Annotated in this window: 15 protein-coding genes; 10 read left to right on the top strand and 5 right to left on the bottom strand. The window is 39.3% G+C overall.

Translation table 11 applies throughout. From position 1 onward, the window contains the following. The gene (locus HQN83_RS14955; RefSeq protein WP_173091131.1) at positions 1–3,291 is read right to left on the bottom strand and encodes a SusC/RagA family TonB-linked outer membrane protein; all 3,291 of its coding nucleotides are present in this window, start codon (positions 3,289–3,291) and stop codon (positions 1–3) included. 172 nt (positions 3,292–3,463) lie between these two features. Here HQN83_RS14955 and HQN83_RS14950 point away from each other — a divergent pair, with 172 nt between their 5' ends. After that, a complete protein-coding gene (locus tag HQN83_RS14950; protein ID WP_173091130.1) occupies positions 3,464–4,168 on the top strand; it encodes a FadR/GntR family transcriptional regulator in 705 nt (234 codons plus the stop codon). A gap of 44 nt (positions 4,169–4,212) precedes the next feature. Next, complete coding sequence (locus HQN83_RS14945) at positions 4,213–6,390, top strand: bifunctional alpha,alpha-trehalose-phosphate synthase (UDP-forming)/trehalose-phosphatase (protein ID WP_173091129.1); 2,178 nt, start codon at positions 4,213–4,215, stop codon at positions 6,388–6,390. 1 nt (position 6,391) lies between these two features. On the opposite strand, the gene HQN83_RS14940 is transcribed toward HQN83_RS14945, so the two are convergent. Continuing rightward, entirely contained in the window at positions 6,392–8,176 is a 1,785-nt protein-coding gene (locus tag HQN83_RS14940) for a glycoside hydrolase family 15 protein (RefSeq protein ID WP_173091128.1), read from the bottom strand. Positions 8,177–8,493: 317 nt separating this feature from the next. On the opposite strand from HQN83_RS14940, the gene HQN83_RS14935 reads away from it, so the two are divergent. From HQN83_RS14935 to HQN83_RS14910, 6 genes are all read left to right on the top strand, one after another. Continuing rightward, positions 8,494–10,869 (top strand): ABC transporter permease, encoded by a 2,376-nt coding sequence (locus HQN83_RS14935; protein WP_173091127.1) that lies wholly within the window; start codon positions 8,494–8,496, stop codon positions 10,867–10,869. Between the two features lie 4 nt (positions 10,870–10,873). Further along, positions 10,874–13,252: an ABC transporter permease gene (locus HQN83_RS14930; RefSeq protein WP_173091126.1), complete on the top strand. Its 2,379-nt coding sequence runs from the start codon at positions 10,874–10,876 to the stop codon at positions 13,250–13,252. A gap of 149 nt (positions 13,253–13,401) precedes the next feature. Then, entirely contained in the window at positions 13,402–13,902 is a 501-nt protein-coding gene (locus HQN83_RS14925; RefSeq protein WP_173091125.1) for a T9SS type A sorting domain-containing protein, read from the top strand. A gap of 4 nt (positions 13,903–13,906) precedes the next feature. Continuing rightward, positions 13,907–15,073 carry a type IX secretion system outer membrane channel protein PorV gene (porV, locus tag HQN83_RS14920; protein ID WP_173091124.1) on the top strand — a complete coding sequence of 389 codons (1,167 nt, stop codon included), beginning with the start codon at positions 13,907–13,909 and terminating at the stop codon, positions 15,071–15,073. Between the two features lie 62 nt (positions 15,074–15,135). After that, a complete protein-coding gene (locus HQN83_RS14915) occupies positions 15,136–18,627 on the top strand; it encodes a collagen-like protein (protein ID WP_173091123.1) in 3,492 nt (1,163 codons plus the stop codon). Positions 18,628–18,635: 8 nt separating this feature from the next. Further along, positions 18,636–19,094: a hypothetical protein gene (locus HQN83_RS14910; protein ID WP_173091122.1), complete on the top strand. Its 459-nt coding sequence runs from the start codon at positions 18,636–18,638 to the stop codon at positions 19,092–19,094. Positions 19,095–19,386: 292 nt separating this feature from the next. On the opposite strand, the gene HQN83_RS14905 is transcribed toward HQN83_RS14910, so the two are convergent. The 3 genes from HQN83_RS14905 to HQN83_RS14895 all read right to left on the bottom strand — a co-directional run bounded on the left by HQN83_RS14905 (position 19,387) and on the right by HQN83_RS14895 (position 21,582). Further along, positions 19,387–20,238: an HD domain-containing protein gene (locus tag HQN83_RS14905; protein ID WP_173091121.1), complete on the bottom strand. Its 852-nt coding sequence runs from the start codon at positions 20,236–20,238 to the stop codon at positions 19,387–19,389. 114 nt (positions 20,239–20,352) lie between these two features. After that, positions 20,353–21,330: a Gfo/Idh/MocA family protein gene (locus HQN83_RS14900; RefSeq protein ID WP_173091120.1), complete on the bottom strand. Its 978-nt coding sequence runs from the start codon at positions 21,328–21,330 to the stop codon at positions 20,353–20,355. 18 nt (positions 21,331–21,348) lie between these two features. After that, entirely contained in the window at positions 21,349–21,582 is a 234-nt protein-coding gene (locus HQN83_RS14895; protein ID WP_173091119.1) for a hypothetical protein, read from the bottom strand. A gap of 95 nt (positions 21,583–21,677) precedes the next feature. Between HQN83_RS14895 and dinB the strand changes: the two genes are divergently transcribed. Both dinB and HQN83_RS14885 read left to right on the top strand, forming a co-directional pair. Further along, a complete protein-coding gene (dinB, locus tag HQN83_RS14890; RefSeq protein ID WP_173091341.1) occupies positions 21,678–22,757 on the top strand; it encodes a DNA polymerase IV in 1,080 nt (359 codons plus the stop codon). 101 nt (positions 22,758–22,858) lie between these two features. After that, the gene (locus tag HQN83_RS14885) at positions 22,859–23,437 is read left to right on the top strand and encodes a hypothetical protein (protein WP_173091118.1); all 579 of its coding nucleotides are present in this window, start codon (positions 22,859–22,861) and stop codon (positions 23,435–23,437) included. The last annotated feature ends 139 nt before the right edge of the window (positions 23,438–23,576 follow it).

Raw genomic sequence — 23,576 nt, 5'->3', positions numbered from 1 at the left:
TTAGAAACCAACTTGTACACCCATAATAAATGATCTTGCAGTTGGATACGTACCTGTGTAAATACCGGTAACTACACCATCTGTATTAACAGGAGGCTCTGGAGAAGGCCCCGAGAACTTGGTAATGTAAAACAAATTACTACCGGTTATATAAACCTTCATATTCGAAAGAACCTTTGATCTCTTCACTAAATTTTCAGGTAATGTATACGCAAGTGTAACCTCTCTTAAAGCCAGATAATCGCCTTTCTCGTAAAATCTCGAGTTGTTACCGTTCAATACACCATTAGCATTGTTTGCTCTGGTATAGTTTTGTTTTGAACCACCAACCTGATCTGCATAATAAACCTTTGGAATATCGGTAACCGTATTCGTTGGCGACCAAGCCTGTTTTTGTAACTCAATGTAGTTAAACGTACCTTGATAGTTACCCAAAGTTCTTGAGACTAAATCATTATAAATGGTATGACCGATTGCAAAATCCCATCTGTTATACATTGATAAGCCTTTGTAAGAAACACTGGTATTAAAACCACCAGTCCATTTAGGGAAAATGTTACCCAAATAAACCTGATCTCTTGAATCGATAATGTTATCACCGTTTACATCTTGCCAGTTCACATCACCAGGAGTAATGCGGCCATTTTTACCTGCAGCTAAGTTTGGCCCGGTAATACCAGCTACAGCATCAGTACGGTTTCCTGCAACCGCAGCAACCTCAGCGTCATCTTTAAAAATAGACAACTGTTTGTATCCATAAATATCACCTAAAGCCTGTCCTTCCTGCAAACCGCCTACCCACACAACCTTTCCTGATTTAGGATCAAAAACCTGCAAACCACCCTGTCTGTTATTCTCATTACCATTGTAAGGCAATTGCAAAATCTTGTTTTTAACAAACGAAGCATTTACTCCGGCATTAACTTTCCAATCATTTTTATCCAATATGCTGGCATTAATAGCAAACTCATAACCTTTATTCTGATAAGTACCAAGGTTAGTTCTTAGTGATCCGAAGCCTACATAACTAGGTAAATCAAGATTAGTTAACAAATCGCTGGTTCTTCTGTCGTAGTAATCAAAAGTTAAGCTCACTTTGTCTTTAAATAAGCCTAAATCTAAACCTGCGTCAGTAGTTTTACTTTTTTCCCATCTTAAGTTTCCGTTTATTACTCCTGTATTTAAGAAACCTGCAGCACCATTATAGTTGGTTTGCAATGCATAAACACCTTGAACCTCATAACGACCTAAACCTGCAACGTTACCATTTTCTCCATAACTGATACGTGGTTTTAAAGAAGAAATGTAATTGCTGATACCTGAATTCATGAAGAAGTTTTCTTTATGTACGTTCCATCCTGCAGACATACCCGGGAAAAACCCATTTCTATTATCAGCAGCTAAACTAGAAACACCATCTAATCTAAATACAGCAGTGAACAAATATTTGTTATCATAGTCATAAGCAAGGCGTCCTAAAGCTGAAAGGATTTTATATTGAGATTTATTAGAAAAATTGCTTCCCGCAGCAAAAGTTGTCGAAGCATTTGCAGTAGGAATATCATCTGTTGGTGCATTCTGACCAAAAACCTGCTGTGCAAACGAATTCACATTGAAATACTCACCGCCAGCCATTACATTGAAATTATGCTTGCCACCCAAGGTTTTGGTATAATTTAAAATACCATTGTATTGAGTCTGAAAATCTCTGGTAAAAGCATAGATTGAGTTTCTTGTGCTATTTCCTATAGTTCCGGAAAAAACGTTGGCATAGGTTTGGGTAGACTTCTGAAAAGATTGATCCAATTTTTCATTTAGATAAGCATTTCCGGTAGCTTTAAAGTATAAACCAGGAATGATATCCCATTTTACGGCTCCATTAACTACTACCCTATTTACTTCATTGGTACGATCTAAACGATTTAACCAATACAAAGGGTTACCATCAGTAACACCATTACCTGGGTTTGGAACTGTCTTAGCCTCATCTAACCAAGGATTGAAAGTTGGCCAGATGGCCATGTTACGATATAAAGTATTTACATCGCCACCAATAGCACCTATTTGCGATGAAGTTGATAAACTTACACCACTGGTTACTTCAACATTAGGTTTAACTTTATAAGAACCATTTATATCACCAGTATATCTTTTGTAGCTAGAACCTACAATTACACCGTTTTCATTGTAAGCATCAAATGCGGCAAAGTATTTTCCTTTATCATTTCCGCCGCTAACATTTACATAATGATCTTTGGTGTAGGTGTTTCTGAACAATACATTCTCAACCTCACCACCGTGATCTCTATACATAATTTTACCACCATAAGGATCATCAAGCACTCCCCATCCCGAAGGCAAAGTTGTAGTACCTTCTACATATTTTTTAATATCAAATGTTGCAAGGTCAGCAGCATTTGTAGAAAGACCTAAGCCTCTTGCAGAATTCACCTGATCTAGTGACCTTCCGGCATTTAAATAACCTAAACGGGTATAATAGATGTAATCTTTAGCATCCATATATTTATAACCCTCTCTGTTTTTGTTGTAGCCACCAGTAAACTTATAAGAGATCTGAGCTGATCCTGCTTTTCCGGTTTTAGTGGTAATCAAAATTACCCCGTTGTTAGCACGTGCACCATAAATTGCAGTAGCAGATGCGTCTTTAAGTAACTCTATAGATTCAACATTCTCTGAAGCGATGTCATTGTATGCCCTAACAACCCCATCTACAATAACCAATGGAGCACCCGGACTATTAATTGAAGCGCCACCGCGCAATAAAATTAAAGGAGAGGCACCCGGCTGACCAGTGGTATTAACCACCTGTAAACCAGAAACAGTTCCTTGCAATGCACTACCTATATTAGAACGAGGTGTACTTGCCAGAACCTCTTTGTCCAGCTTAGCAATAGAGTTGGTTACATTTCTACGGTTTTGAGTTCCGTATCCAACTACCACTACCTCATCCAGTCCCTGTGTATCTTCTAACAGGCCTACATTTATAGTACTTTGATTTCCAACTATTATCTGTTGGCTGATAAATCCGGTATAACTAACTACTAATACATCTCCGCTTTTTGCAGAAAGTGTGTAGTTACCAGACTCACTTGTTGCAGTTCCGATTTTTGTTCCTTTAATCAAAACACTGGCCATAGGTATACCCTGCCCTTTGGCATCTGTTACCCGTCCAGATATTTTAATGTTTTGGCCTAGTGCAGTAAGCATTGTCATGCTTGTAATTAACGTTAGTAGGACTTTGCTAACGTACTTTTGGTAAAGTCTTTTCATTACTATATTGGTTAGGTTAAGCATTATGTATAACATAATGACTCTAAGTTGTGACTTATTTTTCTTTAATGCAAGAATTATTTTCAAATTTTTTATTAACATTGTATTGAAATACAAGCTAAATCTTTATTTTTAGCTATTCTAACCAAGAAAATTATATGTAATACATAATATGACAACTGACGCTACCGAATCATTAATGCAACTAGATACCAGCTCGCTGGTTGATAAAGTTGAAGCCAACCTTGTAAACCTCTTAGTAGAGAGGAAATTAAAAGTTGGCGACCTTATCCCTACTGAACTAGACCTATCAAGAAGTCTTGGAGTAAGTCGCACTGTTGTGCGCGAAGCTTTACTAAGAATGAGAATGATGGGACTAATAGAAACAAAGAAAAAGAAAGGCTCTATAATTACCAGCCCAGATATCTTTGGTATTATGAGCAAAAGTATGAATCCTCATATTTTAGATCAGGGTACACTTAAAGAGATATTTGAATTAAGACTAGTACTTGAAATAGGAATGGCCGATTTCCTTTTCCAACGTGTTACTCCAAAAGACATAGAAGAGTTAAAAGAAATTGTAAAGAACGAACCTGATACAGCAAAAGACCACATCTTTAATATAGACCACGAAATAGTATTTCATGGCAAGCTATATGAAATAGCAGGTAATGAAACGCTAAAACGTTTTCAGAAAATGCTCTTACCTGTTTTTGACTATGTGCACAACAGCGGTTTATTAAAAAAACAAGCTCAAATACAGAAATTTGTATCTCATAAAGGGCTAGTTGACATCCTCGAAAATGGCTCTCCTGAACTATTTAGAAATGGTATGAGGAATCACCTCGAAAACCACTTCTTAAGAATCTTTAGTTAATTTATTAAAACAATCAAGCTTCGTCTTGGTTGTTTTAGTATAATATGCTAACTAATAACAAAACAATCATTCTATCAAACCGTTTACCAGTTAAGATTACAGAACAAAACGGTGAGTACATACTTCGATCAAGTGAGGGTGGCCTGGCAACAGGATTAGGCTCCGTTTATAAGCAAGGAAACAATGTCTGGATCGGCTGGCCCGGCATCGACATACCAAAAGAAAGGCAAGGAGAAGTCAAAAAACTACTTGCCCCTCTTAATCTTATCCCTGTTTTCTTAACTACCGATGAAATCAATTTATACTATGAGGGGTTTTCTAACGAGATATTATGGCCAGTATTCCATTACCTCACCACTTACGCAAACTTTGAGCAGCAATACTGGGATTCCTACAAAGCTGTAAACGAAAAGTTTAAAGATGCAGCAATAGAAGCAATTAGCGATGGCGATACCATATGGATACACGATTATCAGCTGCTCCTTTTACCTTGCCTCATCAGAAGAGAAAAGCCGCTGGTTACCATAGGCTTCTTCCAACACATCCCATTTCCTTCTTATGAAATATTCAGACTAATACCCTGGAGAGAAGAACTCATCTCAGGAATGCTTGGCGCAGATTTACTAGGCTTCCATACGTTTGATGATGTGAGGCATTTTCTAAGTGCAGCATCCAGATTATCAACCAGCAAACTATCAGACAATGTGATTATTCATAAAGACAGACAGGTTGTTGTAGAAGCATTCCCTATGGGAATTGATGCCGATAAATTTGAAAGCTTAACCAAACACGCAAAAGTAGCTAAGCACTCGGCTTCATTTAAAGCCAGTCAGAAGGACCTTAAAATTATGCTTACCATCGATAGATTGGACTATAGCAAAGGCATAACTCAGCGTTTACAAGCTGTAGAACTATTACTACAGCTCCATCCAGAGTATAAAGAAAAGATAGCGCTATATATGGTGGTGGTGCCATCCAGAGATACCGTACCCAAATACAAGGAGTTAAAAGATCAGATAGATCAGCTGGTAGGTAATATCAATGCTCGTTTCCGTACCATGGACTGGCAGCCTATCCACTATTTCTACAGGTCTTTCTCGGTTGAATTCCTTTCGGCGCTATACAGCACTGCCGACATTTGTCTGGTTACGCCCATGCGAGATGGAATGAACCTGGTGAGCAAAGAATATGTAGCCTCACGCACAAATAACGATGGAGTACTGGTTTTAAGTGAAATGGCGGGCGCATCTAAAGAGTTAAACGATGCATTAATAGTTAACCCAACCAATATTGGCGAGACCATGCGCGCAATTGTACGCGCAATAGAAATGCCGATGGAAGAACAAATTACGCGTATGACCAGTATGAGGCATATTGTTAAAAAGTTCAACATCAACCTATGGGTTAAAAATTTTATGGATAAACTAAAAGAAGTGAAAGAACTGCAAGAATCTCTATTCACAAAACATGCGGTACAATCAGTAAAAGATCAAATAGCTGCGGACTATAAAAAATCAAAGGACAGGTATATATTTTTAGATTACGATGGAACCCTTGTAGGTTTCCAGGGTGACATTGATAAGGCTTCGCCTGATGAAGACCTATACAAACTGCTAACTAAATTAAGTACCGATCCTGCAAACCGCGTAGTGATTATCAGTGGACGCAGGTATCAAACCCTGGAACAATGGTTTGGCCACTTAAACATTGATATGATTGCAGAACATGGAGCCTGGCAAAAACAGCTTAGCGAAGAATGGAAAGCACTTCCGCTATTAACCGATAAATGGAAACAAGAAGTTAAAGCTGTACTGGATACCTATACCGATAGAACTCCGGGCTCTTTTATTGAAGAAAAAAGTTACTCCTTAGTGTGGCATTATAGAAAAGTGGAAGAAGGATTAGGCGAATTACGCGCAAACGAAATCACCAATCACCTGCGTCTGTTTATTGCCGATAAGGGTCTGCAAATGATGGAAGGAAACAAGGTTATTGAATTTAAGAATATAGAAGTAAACAAAGGCAAGGCAGCACAAAACTGGCTATACGGGCAACACCCTGATTTTATAATCGCACTTGGCGATGACCACACGGATGAAGACATCTTTAAAGCCCTGCCACAAGAAGCCTATACTATAAAAGTGGGCAGCACTATTTCAGCTGCCCGATATTACTTAAGAGATTACAAAGAAGTAAGAGAGCTACTTAAATCTTTGTTTTAATTTACAAAAACACTGGTCTATCTAATTTAATCGCAATGCGATGAGCTGCATTCATCAGGCCAACATGACTATAAGCCTGTGGGAAATTGCCCCACTGGCTTCCATCCTTTTCATCCACATCTTCACTAAACAAGAGCAAGTGATTGCAATAATCTATAATAGATTCAAATTCTCTTATCGCATCATCTAACCTGCCCACACAAGCCAGCGCCTCGATATACCAGAAAGCACAGATCAAAAAGGTTGTTTTAGGCTTACCAAAATCATCGGTATGCAAATACCTGTAGAACAATCCATTTTCTGCTTTCAGTTCTTTTTCCAAAGCAATCAAATGATCCTTGGCTCTTTGAGAATGCGGATCCAGATAATTCATCAATATCAATTGCAAAGTACTGGCATCCAGATAAGGACTATCAACCGCGTGGGTATACACCTTTCGCTCAGGATCATAGCAGTCTTCTATATGCTTGGCCGCTTTATCGATCAGCACTATTGCCCTGTCCTCAAAATCCTTATTCTCAATCATCTTAGCCATTTTCAAAGCAGCATTTGCACCAGCCCACTGAAACAAATTGGTATAACAGTGTACATTGGCAATATTGCGAAACTCCCATAATCCGGCATCCTTTTCATCAATAGTCCGCTCAATTTTGCCCAACAAATAATCTAACCACTGAGCCGAATCCTGTCTTTCTTTAAAAACAAACCTATAGTCGGTGTAAAGCGGCAGCATAGAAACCAGAACTTGTCCGTAAATATCATTTTGAATGTGTTCATATGCCTGATTACCTACTCTGACGGGCTTATTTCCTTGATAACCTTTAATATTCTTCAGTACCCGTTCAGTAAGCACCCTTTCTCCGGCAATACCAAATAAAGGTTGATACCTTACATCATCTCTAAAAGAAATATCGGTGATGTAACCAAAATACTTCTCCATTTCTTCAAAATGGCCAATGTGGTTTAAAGAGGTGATTACATAATAAGTATCCCGCATCCAGCAATATCGATAATCCCAATTTCTTTTACTCCCCGGCGATTCCGGTAAACTTGTAGTACTGGCGGCAATTATTGCCCCCGTATCTTCATACTGATGTATTTTTAATACCAGCGCAGAGCGGATCACCATATGCTGATAAAAACCTGCGATTGTAGAATGTTTAATCCATGTTCTCCAATACCTAGTTGTTTCCCTTAAAAAGCGTTCGGCAGTGCTTACTATAGGGGCATCAAGCTCATGGCCATAGGTTAATATTAAATATTTAGGCTCATTTAAGGCAAAGAATTTCTCATCTTCAATATAGCTGAGCGAGATATTAGTGCTCAACTGCATATCCTCGTCGGCCCCGTTAAATTCTATATGATTGCTTCCGCGATGTCCTTTTTGTTTTGTAGAACCATAATTATATACGGGTTTACATTTTACTCTAACTCTTGGATTTCCTTCAATTGTTTCTATTTTTCTAATCAGCATTAAAGGTTTATAATACCGCTCATGCTGATAAAATCTGGGCGAGAAATCGGTTATTCTGTATCTGCCTTCGGTATTGGTTATTTCTGTGCAAAGAATATTGGTGTTCTCCAGATAAAACTGTTCCGAAGTAAATTCGCCACTTGGGCGGATAGAAAACTCACCGCCTTTGTCTTCATCTAATAATCCGCCAAAAACGAATGAGCTGTCAAACCTTGGCCAGCAAAGCCAATCAACATTAGTGTTTTTATTAATATGTACCAGGTAAGCACAATTGCCAATAATCCCCGTATGATATGTGTGTCTCTCTGTCATCTATTTTTCTATTGGTGTATTTAGTAAGAACACTAAAAACTACCTAATTGTTTGCAGGAGTCAGTACACAGTCAGTCCACGGTGAGTCCACGTTTTGCTAGGAAAAAGGTGGACTAGACCTGGATTCAATGTTTCCTCTTTGTGCACTAAGTACAGCGTCCAATGTGCTCCCTTTACAACTGACTTTCTTGTCCGTATCTGAACATACATTGTTCATATTCGGACAGTTAATATTGTTGTTTAATTGCCCTTTAGTATATTAGATCACATTTTTGGAATGGCATACCGATTGAATTAACTGTCAAAACAACCAAGCCATGTTTAAGCATCATCTGTTACTGATCTTCAGAAACTTTAAAAAATATAAAAGTTCTTTCTTTATCAATCTGATAGGACTAAGCGCTGGGCTATCCTGTGCCCTGTTTATCTACCTTTGGGTAAATTCTGAAATGAGTATGGACAAGTTTCATACTAAAAACATTTACCAGGCGATGGAAAACCAGCGCACCTCTGATGGGATCAATACCATTGATGGCACATCAGGACCTTTAGCTGAGGCTTTGGCAAAGGAAATGCCTGAAGTAGAAAACGCTGTTACAGTATCGCCAGATTACTGGCTGGCCAAAAGCAAGGTTGCCATAAATGGCCAACCAGCCCTTAAAGCCGGAGGCAGATTTGCTGGTCCTGACTTCTTTAAGGTGTTTTCCTTTCCTCTTGTTACCGGTAGTGCAGACAAAGTACTTAAAGAAAAAAACACAATTGTTATCTCAGAAAGCCTGGCCAAGAAATTATTTCAGACAACTGATGTAGTTGGAAAAGAAATGACCTGGAGCAATATTGAGGTCAATAAAGAAAATCCGGTTTTAATATCCGGTGTTTTTAAAGACTTACCTGCAACCTCTTCAACTCAGTTCGACTTTTTAGTATCGCTTGATGCAATTATGAGCCCTGGCTCTAACTTTGCAAATTGGCGTAATGTTGGACCTAATACATTTGTAACCTTAAAAAAAGATGCCGATCCTAAGCTATTTAATACAAAGATTCGTGATTTTATAAAACAAAATAATAAAGATGAGAAAAACCGCGAACTATTTATCAGGCCATATGCCGATAGCTATTTATACAGCAATTACGAAAACGGTGTTCTTGTAGGTGGCAGAATAGATTACATAAAATTATTTTCGCTCATCGCTGTCTTTATTCTGGTTATTGCCTGCATCAATTTCATGAACCTCTCTACAGCAAAAGCCTCCAGGAGATTAAAGGAAGTTGGAATAAAAAAGGTAATGGGTGCACAGCGTGGTACACTTATACTGCAGTACATGGCCGAATCTATGTTACTCACCTTTATGGCGCTGTTTATCTCGCTCCTAGTTGTTGAGCTGCTGTTACCACAATTTAACCAGATAATAGGCAAACAGGTAACGCTGCATTACGATGCAACGCTTATTGCTGCCTTATTGGGAATCGCTATTTTTACAGGTCTTATCTCGGGTAGTTACCCGGCATTATACCTTTCAGGATTAAAACCATCTGCTGCACTAAAAGGAAAGCTCAACCTCAGCTCGTCTGCATTATGGACACGTCAGGGTTTGGTTGTGTTTCAATTTACCCTTTCGGTTGTACTTATTGTTGCCGTATTTGTGATTTACAAACAAATTGAATACGTACAAACCTCTAACCCTGGTTTTAAAAAGGACAATGTATTGTATTTTGAAACGGAAGGAAAGCTTAAAAACAAGGCAGACTTTTCTATAGAAAAAATTAAAGAAATACCAGGTGTACTTAATGCATCCAGTATAAACAGGGAATTACTTGGCGATTTGAATTATACTTTTGGAGATTTCAGCTGGGAAGGTAGAGATCCTAAGGAGAACATTAAATTTCAAAATGGGGATGTAAATGCAGGCTTTATTGAAACCGTTGGGATGGAAATGGCTGCAGGCCGCAGCTTTTCTAAAAAGTTCGGTTCCGATACTTCAAAAATTATGATCAATGAAGCTGGCATAAAAGCAATGCGACTGAAAAACCCTGTCGGCAAGACATTTAAATTATGGGGCAGCGACTTTGAAATTATTGGGGTAATAAAGGATTTTCATTTCGAATCCATGCATCAGCCGGTAAGGCCAATGTATTTAAGGTATAAACCTGAGTACACCAACAGGATTATGGTAAAAGTTGCTCATGGAAAGGAAAAAGAGGTTATTGAAGCACTTAAAAACTTTAACACTACTTATAATCCAGGCTTCACTCTTGACTTTAAATTCCTTGATCAGGATTTTCAGGCTCAGTATGCTGCCGAAAACAGGGTAGCGCTGCTTTCTAGATACTTTGCTATTCTGGCTGTTGTGATTTCTTGCCTGGGGCTATTTGGCCTGGCTACATTTACTGCCGAAAGAAGGTTAAAGGAAATCGGCATCAGGAAAATATTAGGTGCCAGCAATTATAACGTGATATACACCTTGTCGAGAGACTTTACCAAACCTGTAATTGCGGCTATATTAATAGCCTTACCGCTGAGTTATGTACTTACACAATACTGGCTAAATACTTTTGCTTACAGAATAGATTTAAAACTTTGGTTTTTTATAGGCGCAGGATTTACTGCGTTGGTGATTTCACTTGTTACGGTATTTTATCAGGCATTTAGAGCCGCAAGAATGAGCCCTATTACAGCGATTAAAGAAGATTAAAGTCATGCTTCCACTCACTATAAAAATAGCTTTGCGAAACCTTTGGAAAAACAAAGGTTTCTCGCTAATCAATATCGGGGGATTGTCCATCGGCTTAACATGCTGCCTGATGTTGCTGCTATACATTAGCTATGAGTGGAGTTACAATAAGCACTTTAAAAACATAGACAGAATATATTCTGTTTATGACAACGACATTATGAGCGATCGCATTACCACCAATAGCTCATACTGCACCCCTAATCAGCTTGCTTCAACCATTATACAAACTGTGCCTGGTATTGAGCAGGTAAGCAGAATGGCCGAAAGATCTGATAACTTAATAAGATACAAGCAAAATGCATTTAACAGAGACATCATTTTTGCAGATCCAACTTTCCTGAAAATATTTGATTTTACCTTTATTAAAGGAGATCCGTTAAAGGCATTATCAAATCCTAATTCAGTAATTATTACTCATCAAACTGCCAGTATATTGTTTGGTAAGGAAGATCCTATTGGTAAAACTATAACGTACGAGAATCGCGCTGAGTTGATGGTTACTGCCGTAATCGCCGATCATCCTGAAAATCAAACCTATCGCTTTGATATACTTATTCCCTGGAGGTTTTTAGAAAATGAAAGTCCATGGTATAAAAAAATGGATTGGTCGGATGGGGCATTAAACACTATTGTAATGCTTAAGGATCCTCAGCAGTTTGCCGCAGCCGATGAGCAGGTAAGGAAAATATTTAAGCAAAATACAAACGACAGTTATATAGAGTTCTTTCTATTTCCGTTTAAAAAAACTCACCTGTACGATCAATTTGAAAACGGAAAACTTGCAGGTGGTCGTATAGATCAGATAAAACTATATCTCTTACTGGCAGCTTGTGTACTCGTTATAGCCTGTATAAACTATATGAATCTTTCAACGGCACGTTCCGAAAAACGCGCAAAAGAGATCGGTATCCGCAAAACACTGGGTTCTAGCAGGCAAGCACTTGCCTGGCAATTTATAGCAGAGTCGTTACTCCTATCTTTTATTGCACTCCTTACAGCATTTATTTTACTGGAAACTGCGCTTCCCTATTTTAACAATCTATTGGCTGTTAACATGGCTATTGATTATGGTTCTTATAAAGTTTGGGCTATGCTTATTGGACTTACCTTAATTACAGGTGTATTGGCAGGCAGTTATCCGGCTTTGTATTTATCGTCATTTATGCCTGTTAAAATACTAAAAGGCATTAAAGGATCGGGTAAAGCCTCATTACCGGTTCGTAAAATATTAGTTGTAGTTCAGTTTGGATTTTCTATTTGCATGATCATTTGTGCAATTGTGATACACAACCAAATTGGCTATATGAACAGCAGACCACTTGGTTTCAATAAAGATAATCTTGTTCAAACTTCACGACTTGGTGTTTTGAAAGATCCGGCAAAACTTGATTTGTTTAAATCGGAGTTAATTAAATCAGGAGCTATAGTTTCTGCTACAGAAACTACAAATGGACTCACCAATAACTATGTAAGCACTGAAAAGATAAAATGGCCAGGGCAATTAAAAAATGAACAGGTAGCTATGCAAATTCGATTTTCGGGCTATGATTTCACCAAAACTATTGGCGCAAAAATGTTGCAGGGCAGAGATTTCAGTAGATCGTTTGGAAACGATTCGACCAAAGTAATTTTGAATGAAGCTGCTGTAAAAGCAATGAACCTTAATAACCCTATTGGCTCCTTAATTAGAAACGACGACTGGAAAGAGACTTTTACAGTTATTGGGGTAATGAAAGATTATAACTATTCATCGCTCGGAACAAAGGTAAGCCCCTTGTTGTTTTTTTATAACGAAACCGACCCAAGTACTATTGTGATGCGCTTAAACCCATCACAAAATATTACTGCTTCTATGCAGAAGATAAAGGATTTAGCTTTAACCTTAAATCCTGATTATCCTTTTCAGGCTGATTTTGTAAGCGAAAGGGTAGCTGAAAAATTAAAAAGTGAGCGGTTATTGAGTATATTTTCGAACGTGTTTGGTGGCTTCGCCATTTTTATATCTTGTTTGGGTTTGCTAGGGTTGGCATTATATATTGCTGAACAAAGAAGCAAAGAAATAAGCATCCGTAAGGTAATTGGCGCCAACCTAAAGGATATCCTTATTTTACTCAACAAAGATTTCATTAAGCTTGTTATTTTCTCAAATATAGTAGCAATTCCCCTCGCCTATATTATCGTAACCAACTGGCTGCAAAAGTATGATTACAAGGCCAGCTTAAATGTTTGGCCATTTATAATTGCATTTGTTTTGTCGCTACTCATTGCCGTGTTAACAGTAAGCCTCCAAACTTTTAAAGTTGCCAGAGCGAACCCGGTTGATGCATTAAAATACGATTAGTATTTCACTTATTTTTTCTTTCCGGGATGCAGTTCACTAAGTAAAAACTACAATTTACTAAGCTGATTTTGCTGCTTGCATACTCTCTAGGCAGCTCAGCTTTACTAATATGTAATTTTGATTTATATCTACAATTAATCCCTCTCCCGATGAAAAAAAGATATTTACCATTTTTGGGTATGCTCGGTATTTCTGCCGTAGCCAATGCCCAACAAGTAGAACTTCAACGCTCCGTTGTAGCCAGCACAGGAGGCTCAGCTACCATAAACAACACCATTTTTCAGTACACTATTGGCGACGTTTTAGTAAGCGCTATAGAGAACTCTCCCCTGTTGGTTACTCAAGGTTTCCAGCAACCAGAGGTGAATGGCAGCACTCCCACGCCGCAAGCTCCCTTAATAACCGGATTTATTGTTTATCCGAATCCGGCAAGTAGCCAAACCAAGCTGGAATTTGATCTGGTAATGGACGATTTGGTAAACATCCAGCTGGTAAATAATGCAGGGCAAACAGTCAGAAACATTTCTTTAAAAATGTTAGCAGGCAGGGCAAATTACATTTTGCCTTTAGGCGGCTATCCTTCAGGCCTATATTATGTAGTTCTGACAGCTAGCAGAAGAACCTATTCAGAGAAACTGGTTATACAATAAGCTTATGAAAACAAACATTTACCTTGTTGCAGGCCTAATGGTCTGCCTGGTATGTTGGTACCAGAATGGTTTTGCACAGCAAGACAACAGAGTAGTTCAAAGTGGCGCGGCTTTCCTGATGCTAAGTGCAGATGCCAGAAATTCGGGAGTAGCTGAAGCGGGTACAGGATTGGATGTTGATGCCAATTCATTATACATCAACCCGGCAAAAATCACTTTTGGAGAACAAATAAGCATCAGTGCTTCTTATACGCCCTGGATGAAACAGCTTAGCAAAGATTCTCATTTAGGTTACCTTTCTGCCTACAGAAAACTAAATGATCGAGAAGCAATTGGCTTATCTGTAAAATACCTTGACTTAGGGTCTATTTCATTTAGAGATGATGCGGGCGCACTTATAGATCAGTATAAGGCCAGCGAATTTAGCATTGATGCCAGCTACGCCCGCAAATTTGGTGAAACTTTTGGTATGGCTTTAACGGCCAGATACCTGAGAAGTGATATAGGAAATGGAACCTATAACAATTTTGAACTTAATCCAACTGATGCTTTTGCAGCCGATATTTCTATTTATTCGAACAGAGAGTTACAAAGTGGCCGATATACCAGAAGTTTTAGCTGGGGGGTAAACTTAAGTAATATTGGCACTAAGCTTAAATATTCGGACAATCAGACTTCCTTTTTACCCATGAACCTCAGGATTGGCGCTGGGTATAATTTTTATGCAACTCCGGAAAGCAGACTTACCCTTTTACTCGACATCAACAAGTTAATGGTGCCTACGCCACCAAGGTACAAGAAAGATGCTGAGGGCAATTTTACCACTGAAATAGAAAAAGGTAAAGATCCGAACAGAAGTGTTACCAGTGCTTTGTTTACGTCCTTATTTGATGCACCGGGAGGTTTTAAGGAAGAACTATCGGAATTCACCATCGCCGGAGGTTTAGAGTTTTCTTATTACAACCGCTTTTTTATCAGGACAGGATATTTTTATGAAGATCCGGAGAAAGGCAACAGACAGCATCTTGCAGCCGGCTTAGGTTTCAATATCAACCCTATCCGAGTAGATGTAAGCTACGTATTTCCAACTGCTGATCGCTACGTACTAAGAAATTCAATGAGGTTTACGCTAAGTTTTACTCCGGGAGCAGGCAAAGTACCTGGTAATTAACAATATCATTTACAAAAAGACCCAACAACTAATAAAATAGAACGCATTTAAAATCATAAGCCATGAGAAGTACATTTTTTACTCTAGTATTTATTCTTTTTGCAGGACTGCAATGGGCCAGCGCTCAGGATGGTTTTAAAGGGATAAACTATCAGGCTGTTGCCAGAAATACAAATGGTACAGTCCTTTCAAATCAGCCTGTGAAGGTTAAAATCTCCATTTTAGGAGGCTCGGCCAATGGCACTGTTCAGTACATGGAAGAGCATTCAGTAAATACAAATCAACTGGGGCTATTTACTTTACAAATTGGTAAAGGAAATCCGGGCACTGGTACGTTTGCTGCTATCCCATGGCAAAATGCTAATCAATTTGCTAAAGTTGAATTGGCAGTTGGTGGTGGTTCTTATAATGCTCTCGGCAGTATTCAATTAATGAGTGTTCCTTATGCTTTATATGCAGCATCGGGTAATCCGGGGCCTGCTGGGCCTGCCGGACCACAGGGTGTTCAAGGTACTGCAGGAGCAAAAGGTGATAAAGGTGATGCTGGAAATGTTGGGGCCGCCGGTGCGATGGGTGTTCCTGGCCCCCAAGGTGCTCAAGGTACTGCAGGAGCAAAAGGTGATAAAGGTGATATTGGAAATGTTGGGCCTGCTGGTGCCATGGGGATTGCAGGCCCTCAGGGTGCTCAAGGTATCGCAGGAGCAAAAGGAGATAAAGGTGACGTTGGAAATGTTGGGCCTGCTGGTGCCATGGGTGTTGCAGGCCCTCAGGGTACTCAAGGTATCGCAGGAGCAAAAGGAGATAAAGGTGATATTGGAAATGTTGGGCCTGCGGGTGCCATGGGTGTTGCAGGCCCTCAGGGTACTCAAGGTATCGCAGGAGCAAAAGGAGATAAAGGTGATATTGGAAATGTTGGGCCTGCCGGGGCACAAGGCCTTCAAGGTCTGAAAGGAGATCCCGGACTTGCTGGTGCAATGGGTAATCCAGGTGCAGTTGGCCCGATTGGTCCCGCTGGGCCGCAAGGTATTCAGGGTCTGAAAGGAGATCAAGGTGATCCCGGACTTGCCGGTGCCATGGGTAATCCAGGTGCTGTTGGTCCAATTGGCCCTATTGGGCCACAAGGTCCTCAGGGAATTCCCGGAGATATTAATGCAGTACCAGCCGGGGGAGATCTTACAGGTTCTTATCCCAATCCCACAATTGGCAACAATAAAGTGACTACACTTAAAATAGCAGATGGATCGGTAACACTTCCTAAACTTGCTGTTGGAATTATACCCACCACCCTACCTCCAATCGGCCCTGCCGGTGGTGATCTTTCAGGTACTTATCCAAATCCGGTAGTGGCAGCGTTACAATCTAAACCTATTGATCCGGTGGCACCAATATTAAATGATGTACTAAAGTTCAACGGCGTGTCATGGGCACCTAGTGCAATTGGCGGTGGTGGTTTTGCATTGCCTTTTAATGCAAATGAAAACAATGCAGCCACCTTGTTTTCTATCAATAACGCAGGAGATGGAACCTCAATTGAAGGTACAAGCGGGAGTACAAGTAGTAGTATAGCTGCAATAAGGGGTATTGTTTCTGATGTTGCTCCAGGCGGTTTCTCAAGTGCAGTACGTGGTATCAATAATGGAACAGGCGGCCTAGGTATTGGTTTATGGGGTTCTCAGGCAGGATCTGGCTGGGGAGTTTATGGCACAACTCCAAGCGGTCTTGGTGTATATGGAAATTCATCTGGCGCAGGAACAGGGGTTTTTGCCAATAGCAATACCGGTACAGGACTTACTGCCACTAGTAACAATGGTATCGCTGCCGACATAAAGATATTGAATAATGCCAATCCTAGTACTGTTTTGAATATTAATACACTGGGCAGTGGCATTGGTGTTAATGTGACTAGTGCAGACGGAACGGCTGTAAATGCAGGCAGTAATGGAAGTCATGGCGTCAGAGGTACAACCGCAGTACAATCAGGGGCTGGAGTAATTGGCTTCAATAACGGAGCAGGTGAAGCTGTTGTGGGAATTACTACCAGCGATATTGCAGGAGCTGTAGTTGGCCGTAATGATGGAGGCGGTTATGGAGTAAGAGGCTTTGTTGCTACAAATACCACCGGCACGGGAATAGGTGTATTCGGACAGGTTGGACAAAGCGGAAGTACTGGTCGTGCCGGAAGATTTCAAAACTCGAATGCAACCAACACTCAAGGGAATACGTTTGAAGTGGAAACAAATGGAAACGGTAATATCCCAGATAATACACAGGGTAATGCAGCCTCCTTTCTTGTAAATAACACGAATAGTGTTGCTGCAGGTGTAAGGTCAGAGGTAAACACCATCTTCGGCAATTTCGGTGCCGCCGGAGTATTTGGTATTGCTTCCGGCACCGGTGGTTTTGCAGGGCTTTTCCATGCCTCCAATGTTGCAGGTAATGCCCGGGCACTTGTTGCCATTACTGACGGTAATGGTAATGCTATCACCGCCAATGTTAAAAAGGATGGGAATGCGGTGGAAGCTAATGTTAATGGCAGTGGTAACGCCATTTATGGCTGGGTACCCACTTTTGCAACCGGTAAAGCGGCAAGGTTTGAAAATTACAATGATGCCAACAACACAAGTGTGCTCTCTGCTAAAACAGTGGGTAATGGTATTGCAGGAGAGTTTAAGGTGGATAACACAAGCGGTACTTCCCCCGCCGTGAAAGGAGAAGTGAATTCTCAGTTTTCCAACTTTGGTACAGCGGGCATATACGGAATTTCCTCAGGCACCGGCGGCTTTGCTGGTTTATTCCATGCCTCAAACCCAGTAGGTAATGGCCCGGCACTTCTTGCAATTGCCGATGGAAATGGCAATGGTATTACAGCTAATGCAACCAATTCGGGCGATGGAGTTGAAACCACTGCTGATGGTAGCGGAAATGCACTATTCGCATGGACTCCAAATTTCAGTACTGGAAGAGCGGCCAGGTTTGTTAATTTTAATGATGCAAATTTTAATCCGGTAATGACTGTTGAACAACATAGTACCGGATCTATTGCAGTATTTAAAGCCGGTAACCCGGGTACGGTTAATGTAGCGCGTATTAATGCCGCAGGAAGAGGTTTCTTTAATGGAGGCACACAGGTTGGTGGTGCCGATTTAGCCGAATCTTTTGAAGTGACAGGTAATGTTGCTCATTACGAGCCAGGTGACATATTGGTTATTTCAACCGAAAAAGATAGATCTGTCGAAAAATCAAATGAGCCATACTCTACATTGGTTGCAGGCGTTTACGCGACAAGACCTGGAGTGCTGCTAGCCGAAGAACACATAGATAGTGACTTAAGTGGGCAGGTTCCAATGGGTGTAATTGGAGTAATTCCTACCAAAGTATGTTTAGAGGGAGGTGTGATTTCAAGAGGTGACCTATTGGTTACCTCTTCTATCCCTGGTGTTGCAATGAAAGCTGACCCTGATAAAGTTAAAATTGGACAGGTTCTAGGCAAAGCCCTTGAAGGCTATAGTACTTTCGGAGTAAACAAAATCAAAGTTTTAGTAAGCATCAAATAATAACAAATATGAAAACAATATATAAAATCAACATCACAGCCATTATTTGCATCGCTTTATTTAGCTATTCTGCTGCGCATGCACAGGAATTTAAGACTAATGAAAGTATTAAAGATCAATTAAAAAAAGGTACTGTTCCCGGATTGAAATACGGAGCTGAATCTCGTGCGAATATTAATGAGAGTACAAATGAAAAACCTAAATCGTATACAAAAGAAAACTTCAGAGATCTGATATTTCAAGATTATAGTAAACAGTCAAGTCCAACAATAGCTCGTAAAAGTAATATAAGTGCTAAAGTGTCAAATTCGGGTTCCGCCTCATTACCGAGCGACTCCAAAGCACCAGAGCCAGGCAAAACTAAAGTTGATTCAGTAAAACTACCTATAATGCAGGGCGGCATAAAAGAGCCGGTTAATGAGGTTAAAAAAATTGAAGTACCAAAGGAAGGCAAAAAAAAGGGATAGCGCCTGTTCAGGCTTATGGTTAGATGATACCCGGTTGCAAATCTTGTAGCCGGGTTTTTACTTTTTTTTTCCCCGAACTATTATTTTATTTTTACCTTCATCAAAAATTTAATATCATGGAACAACATCAGTCAGCACACGGTCTTCAAATAACAATTGTACTAGTAACTTTATCAGTGATTATTGCAGTTGTAGCATTTTATTTAACTTTTCGTAAACAGAGAGACACCGCAGACGCAGCACATCACTAAGCATAATTAAAACACACAAGGGGATTAAGGTTCTCAAAGAACTAAATTAAAGCATTTAGCTGTCGGTTCTTCATCTTTAAACCCATCCCCTTTTTAACAAACACATCAAAACCTCTTTGTTGTTTGATTGCTTTAATGCCCTCATAGCCCGCAGTAGTGCTTCTGATCTTATTAAGCAAATAAGTATCATCTTTAAAAAGATCACTATGTACCAACTCATTTCGTTGTAGGCCAATTTTAATTAGCTCTGTAAGCCTTCTATTTGCATAAACATGCAAAGGAAAATTAAAGACCTCCTCAATTAGCTTCTTGTATAGATTATTGATCCATTCGGCCTTTTCGGGAGTTTCAACTATAATAACTCCTTTTTCAATGGTAAGACTGCTAATGAAATCCTTAACCTCTTTTCTTGAAACAAGACCCGCATGGTAAGAGTCTCTCAAGGTATAATCCAAACGATCTGCACAAAGCTTAGGCATTGGCTGTTCCAGAATATTAAAAGTTCCTTTAATAACTTCATCAACATGATAGCCATGCCAAGATAGGATTTCGGGAATATCAGATGATTTCAATACCTCCTCAAAAATCTGTTCATGATAGTTTTCTTCAGTATTGTCGAACACGTAATCGCCTACATGCGAAAATGCAGTATGCGATATATCGTGCAACAAACCGGCGACCTGCTCAATTTCAGATCCTCCAAGCTGTCTGATCAACAGCATCACTCCTATTGAATGTTCAAGCCTTGTATGGCATATATCTGGATTAACCAGAAAAATAGCGCCGCTTTGGTGAATACGGCCAAGTCTCTTAACCCAGGAGGAGTTAATTAAATCATCAAATATTCCTGGAAGCTCAACTTTACCAAAAAAGATATCATTAATTAGTACCATAATACATTTTATTAACGCACAATAATACTAATAATATTAGTTTTTACTAAATAAATATGTGAATATTTTTAGCCAATCCCACCAATAATACTAAACAAATTAGCTTACAATAAGTTACCCCTTTTTTGTAAAGCTATCCATTAACTGCATAGATAATATTGCTTGTTCTGAAGAGCAGGGGTTATCTCCCTTACCTAAAAAATAATTCGTCACTTTATCTATCATTGGTTGCTGAACATGTTGTAATGCTTCAAAAACAAATTCTTCTTCGTACCCATCTTTTTTTATTGATACCTTATTTCCGAATATTGGGAAGCTAATTGTTCCGGCAGAACCGGTTATTTCACAAATATCCTTTTTATCATTTTCTGATACGGTAAAGCACCAGGTTCCATTAAATACCACTCCGCTTTCGAATAAAATTTGCCCAACAACAAGATCGTCTGCCGGATATTCTCCAGATTGATTTATTGAAATCCCTGAAGAACTGCTTACTTGTCCAAAGTAATAAATCATTAAGTCTAATTGATGTGGTGCCAGATCATGAAATAACCCGCCTCCGGAAATAGAAGGATCTAGTCGCCAATTGTTTCCCGTACTAGCTATTAAATTACGAGCAGGAGATTGTAGCATTTGCAATTGTACAAATCGAACCTCTCCTATTACATTCTTATCCAATAGTTCCTTAACCTTTAAAAACATTGGCTGTGCCCTGCGATAATGAGCTACACTTAATTTAACATTATACTTTAGTGATGCGTTCTGCATCCTTACGGCCGATTCAGCATTTAAAGTCATGGGCTTCTCTACATAAACCGGCTTACCTGCTGCTAATGAGAACAATGTATACTCTTCGTGCTGTAAAGGTGGTGTTGCTATATAAATAGCATTTACATCAGGATCGTTAATTAATTTTTCTGCGTCGTCATACCATTTAGGAACTCCATGTCTTAACGCATAATCCTCAGCTTTCGCCGCATCTCGTCGCATTACTGCTACAATTGACGAATTTGGCACTTTATTAAAGGCAGGGCCACTTTTAACTTCAGTTACATCACCGCAACCTATAATACCCCATTTAATTTCTTCCATAGATTGATATTGTAGCTTTTATTTTTCCAAAGCTACAATATGCATTCCTATTTCATCAACCAATTCCTGACTTATATGATCTGTTGTTTTCCATTGTACTGAACTGCTTCCCTTAATACAATAGATATGCCCTGTTCTTTCGCCATTAATATATACGATATAGTCCCCTCCTTTTGGCATTTCAATACGAATAGCGCTTGGCTGGCCGCTAATCTCAATCGTAAATTCATATGGGTTCAAGTCCTTCTCCATAATAATGTCTTTATTTTATTTAAAAACACATAAACTACGTTATTGTTTACCAGTTGAAATACATTTGTAAATGTTATGCCTAAATTTAAACTGTGATCAGAAAAATTATCCATATTGATATGGATGCATTTTATGCATCAGTTGAACAGCGTGATTTCCCCGAATACATGGGTAAACCAATTGCTGTCGGAGGCTCTCCTGATGGTCGGGGTGTTGTAGCAACAGCAAGCTACGAAGCACGTAAATTTGGTGTTAAATCGGCAATGCCTTCGATACAGGCACTGCAACTATGTCCAGAAATTATATTCGTCAGACCGAGATTTGAAGCTTACAAAGCAGTTTCAATACATATTAGAGAGATCTTTAGTCGATATACCGATCTTATTGAGCCTTTATCACTGGACGAAGCTTATCTTGATGTAACAGAAGATAAATTGAATATAGGGTCGGCACTTGAAATTGCCAAACAGATTAAACAAGCCATAAAAGATGAACTTAATTTAACTGCATCTGCCGGTGTTTCCTCAGGTAAGTTTGTTGCAAAAATTGCTTCAGACATGAATAAGCCCGATGGTTTAACATTTATTGGCCCCTCGAAAATTGAAAGCTTTATGGAGAAACTTCCGGTAGAGCGGTTTTTTGGCGTTGGTAAAGTAACTGCCAAGAAAATGAAGAGCATGCAACTTCATACGGGCGCTGATCTTAAAAGACTCACTGAACAAGACCTTATCAGGTATTTCGGCAAAGCAGGCAAATTCTATTTTACAATTGTTAGAGGTATTGACAACCGGGCTGTACAACCTGAACGACAAACTAAATCTCTTGCAGCTGAAGATACTTTTGAGCATGACTTGATTACGATAGAGGAAATGCATACCGAATTAAGCAAACTGGCCGATAAAGTAGCTATTCGCTTAAATAAACATCAGCTAAAAGGACGAACCATTACGCTTAAATTAAAATACAGCGACTTTAAACAAGTTACCCGAAATCAATCATTCCCTCATCCTGTTTCTGATTACCAGATAATTATAGACACTGCCAAACAACTTTTGGAAAATATTGATTTAGTAGATAAAAAGGTAAGACTACTTGGAATATCTCTTTCTAATTTCAATGAAATCCAGCTTCATCCCCGTTCCGGAGACCCATACCAACTGCAACTATTTGATTGAGCTAACCTAACTAGGCTTTAATATTTTAAGTCCACATTTCCATTTCGCAAACAAAAAACATCCGGATTTGTTAACTTATTATATAATTAAAAAATCTAGCTATGAAAAAATTAACTTTAACTCTTATTTTAGGTATCGCGGTGTTATTTGGAGCAAATGCACAGATACAAAAAGGCAATGTAATGATGGGTGCTAACCTCTCAAACATTTCTTTCGGATTGGATAAACCAAATGTATTCAGTTTAAAAATAAACCCTAAAGCCGCATGGTTTGTACAAGATGGTTTGGCGTTGGGTGGTGATGTTTCATTTGGTTTGGCAACTGCTAAAGGTGCCGGTACTGACATCAGCTACGGGGTTGGCGCTCTTGGTCGTTACTACGGTGCTACCGGAGCTAATGAAGTGGTTAAAAACTCAAGATTCTTTGGTGAAGCTACAGTTGGTATTTCAGGTATAAATCCTTCCGTTGGTGGCTCTACTAATGGCTTAGGTTTTAGTTTCGGACCAGGCTGGACATATTTTGTAACACCTAGTATCGGTTTGGAAGCATTACTTAAATACAATGGTGTTGTAGGTTTTGGCAGTAGTGCCTATGCGCATAACCTTGGTCTTGGGGTAGGTTTTCAAATTTACTTACCAGGAAAAGGTACCGCACGTAAAGTACAAAGGGATATGCAATAATCGCTACTCATAAACTTTGAAAAGAAGCCGTATCATTAATCAAAAGATGATACGGCTTCCTTTTTTGTTTGTTGTGAGATCCGTCCTGAGTATTTCCTTACTATGCCTTTTTTCTTTGAATATTTCTTGAAGTGTACAA

This window comes from Pedobacter foliorum (assembly GCF_013266735.1).
Classification (GTDB): domain Bacteria; phylum Bacteroidota; class Bacteroidia; order Sphingobacteriales; family Sphingobacteriaceae; genus Pedobacter; species Pedobacter foliorum.
Note: the sequence above shows the minus strand (reverse complement) of the source record. Positions and strands in the feature narration are given on the sequence as shown.

Bases quoted from the DNA above. Each gene is read 5' to 3' on its own strand.
- HQN83_RS14955 (WP_173091131.1), bottom strand. From the start codon at position 3,291: ATGAAAAGACTTTACCAAAAGTACGTTAGCAAAGTCCTACTAACGTTA.
- HQN83_RS14950 (WP_173091130.1), top strand. From the start codon at position 3,464: ATGACAACTGACGCTACCGAATCATTAATGCAACTAGATACCAGCTCG.
- HQN83_RS14945 (WP_173091129.1), top strand. From the start codon at position 4,213: ATGCTAACTAATAACAAAACAATCATTCTATCAAACCGTTTACCAGTT.
- HQN83_RS14940 (WP_173091128.1), bottom strand. From the start codon at position 8,176: ATGACAGAGAGACACACATATCATACGGGGATTATTGGCAATTGTGCT.
- HQN83_RS14935 (WP_173091127.1), top strand. From the start codon at position 8,494: ATGTTTAAGCATCATCTGTTACTGATCTTCAGAAACTTTAAAAAATAT.
- HQN83_RS14930 (WP_173091126.1), top strand. From the start codon at position 10,874: ATGCTTCCACTCACTATAAAAATAGCTTTGCGAAACCTTTGGAAAAAC.
- HQN83_RS14925 (WP_173091125.1), top strand. From the start codon at position 13,402: ATGAAAAAAAGATATTTACCATTTTTGGGTATGCTCGGTATTTCTGCC.
- porV (WP_173091124.1), top strand. From the start codon at position 13,907: ATGAAAACAAACATTTACCTTGTTGCAGGCCTAATGGTCTGCCTGGTA.
- HQN83_RS14915 (WP_173091123.1), top strand. From the start codon at position 15,136: ATGAGAAGTACATTTTTTACTCTAGTATTTATTCTTTTTGCAGGACTG.
- HQN83_RS14910 (WP_173091122.1), top strand. From the start codon at position 18,636: ATGAAAACAATATATAAAATCAACATCACAGCCATTATTTGCATCGCT.
- HQN83_RS14905 (WP_173091121.1), bottom strand. From the start codon at position 20,238: ATGGTACTAATTAATGATATCTTTTTTGGTAAAGTTGAGCTTCCAGGA.
- HQN83_RS14900 (WP_173091120.1), bottom strand. From the start codon at position 21,330: ATGGAAGAAATTAAATGGGGTATTATAGGTTGCGGTGATGTAACTGAA.
- HQN83_RS14895 (WP_173091119.1), bottom strand. From the start codon at position 21,582: ATGGAGAAGGACTTGAACCCATATGAATTTACGATTGAGATTAGCGGC.
- HQN83_RS14885 (WP_173091118.1), top strand. From the start codon at position 22,859: ATGAAAAAATTAACTTTAACTCTTATTTTAGGTATCGCGGTGTTATTT.